The organism is Streptomyces sp. NPDC046859 (assembly GCF_040645135.1).
Lineage (GTDB): Bacteria > Actinomycetota > Actinomycetes > Streptomycetales > Streptomycetaceae > Streptomyces.
This window is the reverse complement of record NZ_JBEYXR010000004.1, coordinates 281446-293389: the sequence shown is the minus strand read 5'-3', so window position 1 is coordinate 293389 and position 11944 is coordinate 281446. Positions and strand designations below refer to the sequence as shown.

The following is an 11944-nucleotide window of genomic DNA, read 5'->3' as shown; positions in this document are numbered from 1 at the left end:
GGGCATGACCACCATCGGACTCGTACAGGGCGACATCACCCGCGAGGCGGCCGACGCGCTCGTCAACGCCGCGAACTCCTCCCTGCTCGGCGGAGGCGGGGTGGACGGCGCCATCCACCGGCGCGGCGGCCCCGAGATCCTCGCCGAGTGCCGTGCGCTGCGGGCCTCCCGGTACGGCAAGGGCCTGCCGACCGGGCAGGCGGTCGCCACCACGGCGGGGGAGCTGCCGGCGCGCTGGGTGATCCACACGGTGGGCCCCGTCTGGTCCTCCGGCGAGGACCGCTCGGACCTGCTGGCCTCCTGCTACCGCGAGTCGCTGCGCGTCGCCGACGAACTCGGCGCCCGCACGGTCGCCTTCCCCGCCATCTCCACGGGCATCTACGGCTGGCCCATGGACGACGGCGCCCGGATCGCGGTGGAGACCGTCAGGGCGGCTGCGACCGCCGTCGAGGAGGTGCGGTTCGTGCTCTTCGACACGGCCGCGTACGAGGCGTTCGCCCGGCGGCTGGAGGCGTGAACACCGTCCGCGGCTGATCCGTACCCCTCCCCGTGGAGACGCACCGGACGCACCAGGCACCCGTGAGGAATCGAGGACGCGGCGACCGCAGGGGCGGCGCGGGCCGCCGCGGGGCCGCCGGACCGGTCGCGATCGCCGGCGGTCTGGCGCCGCTGCTCCTGGCCACCGCGTGCGCCGGGGGCGACGCCGGTCCCGGCGCCGCGTCGAGCGGCCCGCCGAAGGTCTCCGCCACCGAGGCCGGGGTGGTGGCACCGGCGAAGGTCGAGGTGATCGCCGGCCTCACCGGGTGCCAGGTGAGGATCAGGACCGAGGCCGACGAACTGCGCGAGGGCGTCTGCCGGACGAAGCGGGGCGACTACCTCGTCACGACGTTCCCCGAGGAGAGGCTGAAGCGGGACTGGCTGGACGCGGCCGCCGTCTACGGCGGCACGTACCTGGTCGGCACCCGCTGGGTGGTCAGCGCCGAGCCCGCCGTGCTGGAGCGGCTGCGGCCCCGGCTGGGCGGCAGCATCGAGCGACCGCGCGGCATCGGCCCGAGCATCCCCGCGTCCCCCTGAGGCGATCCGCCGGTTCACAGCCCAGCCGACGTCCCTGTCGGATTCTCGCCAGCGCACGCCCGCCCGCGTCCCCGATGCTGGACCCATGAACCAGGGGATGCACACCGACGTCGAGCGCTGCGTGCGCGCCGTGCGGTCGAAGGACGCCCGCTTCGACGGGTGGTTCTTCACGGCGGTCGTCACGACCGGGATCTACTGCCGGCCCAGCTGCCCCGCGGTCCCGCCCCGGCCCGCGAACATGCGGTTCCTGCCGAGCGCCGCCGCCTGCCAGCAGGCCGGCTTCCGCGCCTGCAAGCGGTGCCGCCCCGACACCAGCCCCGGCTCGCCCGAGTGGAACCAGCGCGCCGACCTCGTGGCACGCGCCATGCGGCTGATCGCCGACGGCGTCGTGGACCGCGAGGGCGTCCCCGGCCTCGCCGCTCGCCTCGGCTACAGCACCCGGCAGATCGAGCGCCAGCTCCTCGCCGAGCTCGGCGCCGGCCCGCTCGCCCTGGCCCGTGCGCAGCGTGCCCAGACCGCGCGGCTCCTCATCGAGACGACGTCCCTGTCCATGGCGGACATCGCCTTCGCGGCCGGCTTCGCCTCCGTGCGCACCTTCAACGACACCGTCCGCGAGGTCTTCGCCCTCGCCCCGACCGACCTGCGCGCCCGGGCACCCCGTTCCGCCCAGGGCGGCACCGCGGGCGTCCTCACCCTGCGCCTGCCGTTCCGCGCCCCCCTCAACCCCGACAACCTCTTCGGGCACCTCGCGGCGACCGCCGTGCCCGGCGTCGAGGAGTGGCGGGACGGCGCGTACCGGCGCACGCTCCGGCTGCCCTACGGCCACGGCATCGTGGCGCTGAGCCCGCGCCCCGACCACATCGCCTGCCGCCTCACCCTCAGCGACCTGCGCGACCTCACCGTCGCGACCAGCCGGTGCCGGCGGATGCTCGACCTGGACGCCGATCCGGTCGCCGTCGACGACCAGCTGCGCACCGACCCGGTGCTCGCGCCGCTGGTCGGCAAGGCACCCGGACGCCGGGTCCCGCGCACGGTCGACGAAGCCGAGTTCGCCGTACGCGCCGTGCTCGGGCAGCAGGTCTCCACGGCGGCCGCCCGCACCCACGCGGCCCGCCTGGTCACCGCGCACGGCGAGCCGGTGGACGACCCCGACGGCGGCCTCACGCACCTCTTCCCGGAGCCCGCCGCCCTGGCATCCGTCGACTCCGAGGCACTGGCGATGCCGCGCAGCCGGCGCACCACCCTCACGACCCTGGTCCGCGGACTCGCCGACGGCGACATCCGCCTGGGTCCCGACAGCGACTGGCCCGAGACCCGGGCCAAGCTGCTGTCCCTGCCGGGCTTCGGCCCCTGGACCGTCGACGTCGTCGCGATGCGCGCCCTCGGCGACCCCGACGCCTTCCTCCCCACCGACCTCGGCGTCCGCCGCGCCGCCCGGGAGCTGGGCCTGCCGTCCACCCCGGCGGCCCTCACCGCCCGCGCCGCCGCCTGGCGGCCCTGGCGGGCGTACGCCGTCCAGTACCTGTGGGCGACGGACAGCCACCCCATCAACGTCCTCCCCGCATAAGGAGAAACCGGTGCGACAGCACACCGTCGTCGACAGCCCGTACGGCCCGCTCACCCTCGTCGCCGACGACGGCGTCCTGTGCGGGCTGTACATGACCGACCAGCGCCACCGCCCCGCCGAGGAGACCTTCGGCCCCCGCGACGCGACGCCGTTCGCCTTGGCCGAGGAACAACTCGAGGCCTACTTCGCGGGCGGGCTGCGGGAGTTCACCCTGCCGCTGCGCCTCACGGGCACCCCGTTCCAGCGCAGCGTCTGGGACGCGCTGCGCACCATCCCCTACGGCGAGACCCGCACCTACGGCCAACTCGCCGACGCCCTCGGCAAGAAGGGCGCCTCCCGCGCCGTCGGCCTCGCCAACGGCAGAAACCCGATCGGCATCATCGTCCCCTGCCACCGCGTCGTCGGCGCGTCCGGCGCCCTCACCGGCTACGGCGGCGGCCTCCCCCGCAAACAACGCCTCCTGGCCTTCGAGAGCGGGGCGGCACTGTTCTGACGTCCGGCTCAGGCGTCCTTTCCGATCCGTCGCAGCAGCTCCGGCAGCGCCGTCCCGATCGGTTCCCGTACGACCTCGTCGGCCAGGTCGTCGTACGGGGTCGGTTCGGCGTTGACGACGATCAGGCGGGCGCCGTGGTCGGCGGCCACGCCCGCGAGGCCGGCGGCGGGCTGGACCTGGAGGCTGGAGCCGACCGCGACGAAGACCTGGCACGCCTTGGTGATCGCGACCGCCTGGCCGAGGACCTCCGGGTCGAGCCGTTCGCCGAACATCACGGTCGCGGACTTCAGGACGCCCCCGCACTCCAGGCACGGCGGGTCGTCCTCGCCGGCGTCGACCCGGGCCAGCACGTCGGCCATGGGGGAGCGGGCGTGGCACTTGGTGCACACCACCTGCCGTTCGGTGCCGTGCAGCTCCAGGACCTTGCGGTCGGGCAGGCCGGCGAGCTGGTGCAGCCCGTCCACGTTCTGCGTGAGCACCCGCACCGGCACCCCCGACCGCTCCAGCTCGGCCACCGCCCGGTGCGCCGCGTTGGGCTCGGGGCGCCGGGCGTGGTTCTCCCGCCGCATCAGCCAGGACCGGCGCCGGATGTCCGGGTCGGCCATGTAGTACTCGTACGTCACGAGCTTCTCGGCGTCGGGGTCGCGCCGCCACAGGCCGTTCGGCCCGCGGTAGTCGGGGATGCCCGAGTCGGTCGAGATGCCGGCACCGCTGAGCAGGGCCACGAGGGGCTTGGTCATGCGGCCGAGGGTAGGGCGGGCGCCGGGAACGCGGCGAATGGATATTCGAGCGAGCACCCCGTACGCCGGGCGGCCCGGTGCTAGCGTTCCGGCATGGCCAAGGTCACCGTCTCGCTCGATGCCGAACTCGTCGTCGAGGCCATGGTCCTCGCGGGTGTCGGCAGCCCCCAGGACGCCGTCGAACTCGTCCTGCGCGACTACGTCCAGCGCGGTCACCGCACCGAGGCGCGGGTCGCCGAGCGCGACGACGCGCTGCGCGAGGTGGACGCCCGCCCCCGGGACGTCGAGGGCTGAGTCCGGCTCAGGCCACTCGCTCCCCGTTCTCCAGCTCCACCGGCCCCGTGCCGTCCGCCAGGGCGTCCAGCGCGGCCAGGACGCGGCGGCCCAGGGCGCCCGGCAGATGGCCGGTCACCTCCTCGCGGGGGACCAGCCGCCAGGACAGCAGCTCCTCCTCCTGCAGCCGGATCGCCTTCAGCTCGTCCCCGGTGAGCACACCGCCGTCGTACAGATACGCCACCAGCGGCGGCCGTCCGGCGCCGTGCACCCAGTCCACCGCGAGCAGCCGGCCGAGCGCGCGGTCCAGGCCGATCTCCTCCAGCGTCTCGCGCCGCGCGCCCTGACGGGGCGTCTCGCCGTCGTCGGACTCGATCGTGCCGCCGGGCAGCGCCCAGCCCTCGCGATAGTTCGGCTCCACGAGCAGCACCCGCCCCTCCGCGTCACGGAAGAGGGCGGCGGCGCCCGCGAGGATGCGGGGGAGACTCGCGATGTACGCGGCGAAGTCCGGCGTCGAGGTCATCCAGGAAGAGTAACCAGGCCGGCCGCCGCCGAACGCGCCTCCCTCAGCCGCCCAGCTCCGCCAGCCGCACCGTCCGCTGCGCCAGCTCGCTGATCCGGGCGCCGTCGAACCCGAAGACCGCGCTGCGCACCGTGTCCTCCAACGGCTCCGTCCACTGGCCCGGGATCGCCGCGGCGCCGCTCAGCACACCGGCCACCGAGCCGGCCGTCGCCCCGTTGGAGTCGGTGTCCAGGCCCCCGCGCACGGTGAGCGTGATCGTGCGGGTGAAGTCGCCGTCGCCGTACAGCAGCCCCGCGGTGAGGACCGCCGCGTTCGGGACCGTGTGGATCCAGCCCAGGCCCGCCGTCTCCTCCGCCACCGTGCCGAGCGTGTCCTCCCACGACATCCGCGTCTCGTGCAGGGTCGCCACCCGGCGCACGGTGCGGGCGAGCCGGCTGATCGCCGGGATCACGCAGAGCGCCCGGTCCACGGCCTCGCGGATCGTGGACGCCGTGAACGCCGCCGCGATCAGGGCCGCCGCCCACATCGCCCCGTACACGCCGTTGCCGGTGTGCGAGAGCACCGCGTCCCGGCGGGCGAGGGACGCGGCGCGGGCGGGGGAGCCCGGGGAGGTCCAGCCGTAGACGTCGGCGCGGATCAGGGCGCCGATCCACTCCTGGTGCGGGTTGTCGTAGGTGGCGGTGAGCGGCGGTTTCAGACCGTTCGCGAGATTGCGGTACGCCGCCCGCTCCGCCGTGAACGTCTGGAGGTACGGCAGCCGCAGCAGCCACAGGTCGCCGACCTGCTCGGTGCTGAAGCCGAAGCCGTGCCGCTCCAGCAGGTCGAGGCCGAGGATCGCGTAGTCGACGTCGTCGTCGCGGCAACTGCCGTGGATACGGCCGCGCACACACTGCCGCCACTCGGGGCGCAGCGAGCGTCCGTCCTCCTCGTCGGCCGGCTCGGGCAGATAGTCCGTGAGCGGCAGGGCCGCCGCCCGGCGCAGATAGCGGTCGATCCGGTCCCGCGTCCACACATCGCCCTGCTCGACCGGTTTGCCGAGCATGTTGCCCGCGATCCGGCCCAGCCAGCCGCCGAGGACGCGGTCGGCGAGCTCCGGGTCCGTGTCCACAGAGGTCATAGGACCGGTCTACCCGATTCCGGCGGCCCACGCGCCCGGCACCCCCGGGGCGTCCCGTGCCCCGGCCGGGTCATGGCGGGTCCGGGGTGCCGCCGGTTAAGGTCGCAGCGGCGCGACTGGCCCCGACCTGTGCGGGGCTCGGAGAGCAAGGGGATACAAGTGACACAGCGCGTGCTCATCGCCGCGGACAAGTTCAAGGGTTCGCTCACGGCCGTGCAGGTCGCCGAGCGGGTCACCGCCGGTCTGCGCCGGGCCGCCCCGGGCGTGGAGGTCGAGGCCATGCCGGTCGCCGACGGCGGTGACGGCACCGTCGACGCGGCGGTCGCGGCCGGTTTCGAGCGGCGCGAGGTGCGGGTCGCCGGACCGCTCGGCGACGAGGTGACGGCGGCGTTCGCGCTGCGCGGCGACACCGCGGTCGTGGAGATGGCGGAGGCCAGCGGCCTCCAGCGGCTGCCCGCGGGCGTCCTCGCCCCCCGCACGGCGTCCACCTACGGCTCCGGCGAGCTGCTGCGGGCGGCCCTGGACGCCGGCGCCCGCACCCTCGTCTTCGGCGTCGGCGGCAGCGCCACCACGGACGGCGGCGCCGGGATGCTGAGCGCGCTCGGCGCCCGCCTGCTCGACGCGGACGGCGAGCCGGTGACACCCGGCGGGGGCGGACTCGCCGATCTGGCCACCGCCGACCTGTCCGGGCTGGACCCCCGGCTGGCCGAGGTCGACCTGGTGCTCGCCAGCGACGTCGACAACCCGCTGACCGGCCCGACGGGCGCGCCGGCCGTGTACGGCGCGCAGAAGGGCGCGTCCCCGGACGACGTGGCCGCCCTGGACGCGGCCCTCGCCCACTACGCCAAGGTCCTGGAGGCCGCCCTCGGTCCCCGGGCCGCCGAGCACGCCTCGGCGGCGGGCGCCGGAGCCGCCGGCGGCGTCGGGTACGGCGCCCTCCTGCTCGGCGCCCGCTTCCGGGCGGGCATCGCGGTCATGCTCGACGTCCTGGGTTTCGCGCCCGCCGTGGAGCGCGCCGACCTGGTGATCACCGGCGAGGGCTCGCTGGACGAGCAGACCCTGCACGGCAAGGCACCGGCCGGGGTGGCGGCGGCCGCGCGTGCCGCCGGCAAGGAGGTCGTGGCGGTCTGCGGCCGCCTCGCCCTGCCGCCGGAGGCACTCGGCCGGGCCGGGATCCGCCGTGCCTACCCGCTCACCGAGATCGAACCGGACGTGGTGAAGTGCATCGCGGACGCCGGGCCGATCCTGGAGCGGGTCGCCGAGCGGATCGGGCGGGACTTCCTCTGCTGAGGGCGGCCTAGACCGGCGTCAGGACACCCGCCGAGTCCCGGTAGTAGCTGCCGCTCGTGAGGCCCCACACCTTGTGCTTGTTGTGGAGCCACTGGAACGCGATGTCGTGCACGACCTCGGCGGGGCGCTCCCAGACCACGGAGTGTCCCGCACCCTCCAGCTCGAACATCAGCTTCTCGGGCCCCCCGATGGCCTTGTAGAGGGCCGGCACGGAGAAGCGCAGGGGCGGGGGAACCGGGACGTTCGGCTGGGTGTTGGCCGTCTTGTCCAGCTCTCCGTACACGATGGCGACGGGAACCCGGTCACCGAGGATGTAGTTGCCCAGCTCGTCCTGGTAGGGCACCGTCTCCTTGGTCCAGCCCCAGAAGTAGGGGTTCCGGAACCGGTGGATGCCCTCGTACACGCCGGGTGACAGCTCCTTGCCCCATCTGCTGCCGACGGGGTCGTTCGCCATCATGGCCTTCCACGCCGTGTGCTCCATGCCGGGCTCGCGTTGGGGCGGGTCGCCCTGCTCTCGGTCCCATGCCTTCACGAAGCCCTGCTTGTTGCTGACGAACATGGGGAAGCCGTACAGCGTGGGCGGGTCGGAGACCGGCAACTGGGTGTTCGGCGGGATCGCGAAGGGGTCCCCGAGGTCGCCCGACCACCGCCCGTCGGGCGGGAAGATGGGGGCGAGCAGGAACAGGCTCTTGACCATCTCGGGATGCTGGAGGGTGTAGGGCCCCATGGACGGTCCCGCGGCGGACCACCCGATGAAGTCCATCGGCTTGTTCCTGCCGGGCAGCGACCTGATGAAGTCGACCACGGTGGCCAGCTCCGCACATTCGCTCTCGGTGTTGCTCAGCTGGTGCGGGTACAGCGGCGGGCCGGTGTAAGGGGGCGACAGCGGGTTGGGGACGAGGACGTCGCGATGCGTGGGGCTGGCGTTGCGGGGCTCGTCCATCTTCGGGCGCGGCGACCGCCCGTTGCCCTGCAGGTCCACCATGAAGACGTCGTAGTGGTGCTTGGCCAGGTCCTGGGCCCAGTTGTAGTCGATCCCGGACCCGGGGACCGTCAGGTCGAATCCGGCGAGAACCGGCACGCTCCGGCCGTGGAGCATCAGCACCACCTCGTGCGGCTGGTTGCCCTGGGTGCCGTCGTACTCCCGGACGAAGAGGTGCACGGTGTCGCCCTCGTTCGCCGGAAGCTTCGATACGTGCGGGACCGCGTAGTCCTTGGGAGTGGGTGCAGCCATGGCTGATCTCCGATCCGTAAGAGGCGAGGAATCCCCATCCCCCCGAACTGGATGAATCCCTGTAAAATGCACCCCGATTCCCACCGTCCTACTGCGTCTCTCCCTCTGCAACTTGGCGCCCGGCAGGGCTGGTTGACCCGTCAAAGGCCAACGCCGTACGCCCTTGAACGTGAAACGGGTGTGGCCCGAGCCTCGAAGGCTCGGGCCACACCCGTTTCAGTTCTGACGAGGGTCAGGGCAGCTGCGCCGCCCGCGCCTCGCGCCGGTTGTCGCGGAAGTTGTTCACCCGGCGGGCCGTGGCGAACAGCGGGATCACCGCGCCCATCACCAGCTGGAGCGCGCAGCCCGTCTGGAGGAGCAGCTGACCGCTCGGGGCCTCGAACGCCCAGGCGGCGAGCAGACCCATGGACACGACGATCCAGGACAGCATCGCGATCGCGAGGCGGCCGCGCGGCTTCGGGTACTCGACCCGGCTCACCATCAGCCAGGCCGTGCCCAGGATCGCCAGGAGCGTCGCCACGAAGGGCAGCTCCAGCAGGACGATCGAGACCACCGTCAGCGCGCCGAACGGCGACGGCATCCCCTGGAACATTCCGTTGGGGACGGACACGCAGGAGAAGCGCGCCAGCCGCAGCACGACCGCCAGCAGCACCACGATCGCCCCGACCGCGGCCACTCTCTGGTGCGCGTCGTCGGCGACCATGCCGTAGACCAGGACGAAGTACGCCGGGGCCAGGCCGAAGCTGATCAGGTCGGACAGGTTGTCCAGCTCGGCACCCATCGGGGACGAGCGCAGCTTGCGTGCGACCAGGCCGTCGAACAGGTCGAAGACCGCCGCGCAGAGCATCAGGATGACCGCCGTGGCCGCGCTGTGGCGGGCCATGCCGGACTCCTGGCTCCCCGTGAGGTGCGGGATCAGGATGCCGGTGGTGGTGAAGTACACCGCCATGAAGCCGCACGTGGCGTTGCCGAGGGTGAGGGTGTCCGCTATCGACAGGCGCAGAGAGAGCGGCATCTCCTCCTCTTCGTCGACCTCGTCGGCACCCGGCACCCAGCCCGGTTGTGTCTCTGGATCAATCACGGTCAATGCGAGTCACCCCAGCCACGGTCTTCTGCCCGACCTCGACCGCGACCTCCACGCCCTCCGGCAGGTAGATGTCGACACGGGAGCCGAAGCGGATCAGACCGATGCGGTCGCCCTGCTCGACCTTCGTGCCCTGCGGGATGTAGGGGACGATACGACGGGCCACGGCGCCGGCGATCTGGATCATCTCGATGTCGCCGAGTTCGGTGTCGAAATGCCAGACTACGCGCTCGTTGTTCTCGCTCTCCTTGTTGAACGCCGGCACGAACCCGCCCGGGATGTGCTCGACGGACGTCACGGTGCCGGAGAGCGGCGCACGGTTGACGTGGACGTTGAGCGGGCTCATGAAGATCGCGACGCGGGTGCGGCCGTCCTTCCACGGCATGATGCTCTGCACCACACCGTCGGCGGGGGAGATGACCCGGCCCTGGGCGATCTCGCGCTCGGGGTCGCGGAAGAACCACAGCATGCCCGCCGCCAGAGCGGTGGCGGGTACGGCCACGGCCTTGGCGACGCCGGAGCGGCGTGCGCGGGCCAGGCTGAGGGCTGCGGTGGCGACGGTCGGGAGAAGCCACGGCGATGCTCCGCGCGCGAGGCGTACGCCGGCCCGGCTGTCGCGTGGTGCAGAGGTTTGGCTGTGGGGCATGGATGACCTTCGTAGCGGATGATGCCGCGCTTCAACGGGGGACGGCGGCTTTCCCGGGATCGTACCGGTCGCGGCCCACAACTGGGCAAGCCAGGAAGCCGAGTCGGCGGCTGAAGAGGCTGTACGGGGTGTGATCTTCTTCTCGAAGATAACACCCCGAACTCGGACATCTATCCTTGGAACCGATACTCTTCGAGCAGCCTGCGACCGATGATCATTTTCTGGATCTCGGCGGTGCCTTCGCCGATGAGCAGCATCGGGGCCTCGCGGTAGAGGCGCTCGATCTCGTACTCCTTGGAGAAGCCGTAGCCGCCGTGGATCCGGAAGGAGTCTTCCACGACCTCCTTGCAGTATTCGGAGGCGAGGTACTTCGCCATCCCTGCTTCGAGGTCGTTTCGCTCACCCGAGTCCTTTTTGCGTGCCGCGTTCACCATCATGGCATGCGCGGCCTCGACCTTGGTAGCCATCTCGGCCAGTTTGAACTGGATGGCCTGGTGCTGGGCGATCGGCTTGCCGAAAGTGTGACGCTGCTGGGCGTACTGGACGCCCAGTTCGAAGGCACGCTGAGCGACGCCGCAGCCACGCGCCGCCACGTTGACGCGGCCGACCTCGACGCCGTCCATCATTTGGTAAAAACCTCGGCCGGTGACGCCGCCGAGCACCCGATCGGCCGGAATGCGCAGGCCATCCATGATGAGCTCGGTCGTGTCGACGCCCTTGTAGCCCATCTTGTCGATCTTGCCGGGGATGGTGAGTCCCGGGCGGACCTCGCCGAAGCCGGGCTCCTTCTCCACGAGGAACGTCGTCATCGACTTGTGGGGCTTGGCGGCTGCCTCTTCGGGGGAGTGTCCTTCGTCACTTCGGACCAGAACGGCGACCAGAGAGGACGTCCCGCCGTTCGTCAGCCACATCTTCTGGCCGTTGAGGACGTACTCCTCGCCGTCCTTCACCGCCTTCGACGTGATGGCGGACACATCGGAGCCGAGGCCCGGCTCCGACATCGAGAAGGCGCCGCGGATGTCGCCGGCCGCCATCCGCGGGAGGAAGTGCTCCTTCTGCTCCTGCGTGCCGTGCTGCTTCAGCATGTACGCCACGATGAAGTGCGTGTTGATGATGCCGGACACCGACATCCAGCCGCGGGCGATCTCCTCCACGCACAGCGCGTATGTCAGGAGCGACTCGCCCAGACCCCCGTACTCCTCGGGGATCATCAGGCCGAAGAGGCCGAGCTCCTTCAGGCCGTCGACGATCTGCTGGGGGTACTCGTCACGGTGCTCCAGCTCGGTGGCGACCGGGATGATCTCCTTGTCCACGAAGTCGCGGACGGTGGAGAGGATCTCCTGCTGGACGTCGGTCAGACCGGCGGTCTGGGCGAGACGGGCCATCGCTTACTTCCCCTGTTCCTTCAGCTCGGGGCGGCCCGGCTGCTCGCCGCCGCGCTCCTTGATGTACGTCTCGGTGGGCACCATCACCTTGCGGCGGAAGACACACACCAGCGTGCCGTCCTGCTTGTAGCCCTTGGTCTCGACGTGGACGATGCCGCGGTCGCTCTTCGACTTCGACGGCCACTTGTCGAGCACGGTCGTCTGGCCGTAGATGGTGTCGCCGTGGAAGGTCGGCGCCACGTGCTTCAGCGACTCGATCTCCAGGTTGGCGATCGCCTTGCCGGAGATGTCCGGCACGGACATGCCGAGCAGCAGGGAGTAGACGTAGTTGCCCACGACGACGTTCTTGCCGAAGTCCGTCGTCTTCTCCGCGTAGTTCGTGTCCATGTGGAGCGGGTGGTGGTTCATGGTGAGGAGACAGAACAGGTGGTCGTCGTACTCCGTGACCGTCTTGCCCGGCCAGTGCTTGTACGTCGCCCCGACCTCGAACTCCTCGTAGGTGCGTCCGAACTGCATGA

14 protein-coding genes are annotated in these 11944 nt (G+C 71.8%); 6 read left to right on the top strand and 8 right to left on the bottom strand.

The features are described 5' to 3' along the window. The first annotated feature begins 4 nt into the window (after positions 1–4). From ABZ899_RS07660 to ABZ899_RS07645, 4 genes are all read left to right on the top strand, one after another. The gene (locus tag ABZ899_RS07660) at positions 5–517 is read left to right on the top strand and encodes an O-acetyl-ADP-ribose deacetylase (protein WP_361342175.1); all 513 of its coding nucleotides are present in this window, start codon (positions 5–7) and stop codon (positions 515–517) included. A 131-nt stretch (positions 518–648) separates the two neighbouring features. Beyond that, positions 649–1074, top strand: a complete 426-nt coding sequence (locus ABZ899_RS07655; protein WP_361342530.1) for a hypothetical protein — start codon at positions 649–651, stop codon at positions 1072–1074. Between the two features lie 97 nt (positions 1075–1171). Beyond that, a complete protein-coding gene (locus ABZ899_RS07650) occupies positions 1172–2641 on the top strand; it encodes an AlkA N-terminal domain-containing protein (RefSeq protein ID WP_361342527.1) in 1470 nt (489 codons plus the stop codon). Positions 2642–2651: 10 nt separating this feature from the next. Beyond that, entirely contained in the window at positions 2652–3134 is a 483-nt protein-coding gene (locus ABZ899_RS07645) for a methylated-DNA--[protein]-cysteine S-methyltransferase (RefSeq protein ID WP_361342172.1), read from the top strand. Between the two features lie 8 nt (positions 3135–3142). On the opposite strand, the gene ABZ899_RS07640 is transcribed toward ABZ899_RS07645, so the two are convergent. Continuing rightward, positions 3143–3874 (bottom strand): Sir2 family NAD-dependent protein deacetylase, encoded by a 732-nt coding sequence (locus ABZ899_RS07640; RefSeq protein ID WP_361342169.1) that lies wholly within the window; start codon positions 3872–3874, stop codon positions 3143–3145. A 93-nt stretch (positions 3875–3967) separates the two neighbouring features. Between ABZ899_RS07640 and ABZ899_RS07635 the strand changes: the two genes are divergently transcribed. Continuing rightward, entirely contained in the window at positions 3968–4168 is a 201-nt protein-coding gene (locus ABZ899_RS07635) for a type II toxin-antitoxin system VapB family antitoxin (RefSeq protein WP_115505605.1), read from the top strand. A 7-nt stretch (positions 4169–4175) separates the two neighbouring features. Here ABZ899_RS07635 and ABZ899_RS07630 read toward each other — a convergent pair whose 3' ends face one another. Together ABZ899_RS07630 and ABZ899_RS07625 are read right to left on the bottom strand one after the other, a co-directional pair. Next, complete coding sequence (locus ABZ899_RS07630; RefSeq protein WP_361342165.1) at positions 4176–4670, bottom strand: NUDIX hydrolase; 495 nt, start codon at positions 4668–4670, stop codon at positions 4176–4178. A 43-nt stretch (positions 4671–4713) separates the two neighbouring features. Continuing rightward, positions 4714–5787, bottom strand: a complete 1074-nt coding sequence (locus ABZ899_RS07625) for an ADP-ribosylglycohydrolase family protein (RefSeq protein WP_361342162.1) — start codon at positions 5785–5787, stop codon at positions 4714–4716. A 171-nt stretch (positions 5788–5958) separates the two neighbouring features. Between ABZ899_RS07625 and ABZ899_RS07620 the strand changes: the two genes are divergently transcribed. Beyond that, on the top strand, positions 5959–7077 hold the full coding sequence (locus ABZ899_RS07620; protein WP_361342525.1) for a glycerate kinase: 1119 nt from the start codon (positions 5959–5961) through the stop codon (positions 7075–7077). 7 nt (positions 7078–7084) lie between these two features. On the opposite strand, the gene ABZ899_RS07615 is transcribed toward ABZ899_RS07620, so the two are convergent. The 5 genes from ABZ899_RS07615 to ABZ899_RS07595 all read right to left on the bottom strand — a co-directional run bounded on the left by ABZ899_RS07615 (position 7085) and on the right by ABZ899_RS07595 (position 11942). Further along, positions 7085–8311 carry an alpha/beta fold hydrolase gene (locus ABZ899_RS07615; RefSeq protein ID WP_361342159.1) on the bottom strand — a complete coding sequence of 409 codons (1227 nt, stop codon included), beginning with the start codon at positions 8309–8311 and terminating at the stop codon, positions 7085–7087. 232 nt (positions 8312–8543) lie between these two features. Then, positions 8544–9362, bottom strand: coding sequence for a CDP-diacylglycerol--serine O-phosphatidyltransferase (pssA, locus tag ABZ899_RS07610; protein WP_361342522.1), 819 nt, complete (start codon positions 9360–9362; stop codon positions 8544–8546). Between the two features lie 22 nt (positions 9363–9384). Further along, complete coding sequence (locus tag ABZ899_RS07605; RefSeq protein WP_048579466.1) at positions 9385–10041, bottom strand: phosphatidylserine decarboxylase; 657 nt, start codon at positions 10039–10041, stop codon at positions 9385–9387. Between the two features lie 170 nt (positions 10042–10211). After that, on the bottom strand, positions 10212–11426 hold the full coding sequence (locus ABZ899_RS07600) for an acyl-CoA dehydrogenase family protein (protein WP_361342156.1): 1215 nt from the start codon (positions 11424–11426) through the stop codon (positions 10212–10214). A 3-nt stretch (positions 11427–11429) separates the two neighbouring features. Beyond that, positions 11430–11942, bottom strand: coding sequence for a MaoC family dehydratase (locus tag ABZ899_RS07595; RefSeq protein WP_121751070.1), 513 nt, complete (start codon positions 11940–11942; stop codon positions 11430–11432). Positions 11943–11944 lie beyond the last annotated feature (2 nt).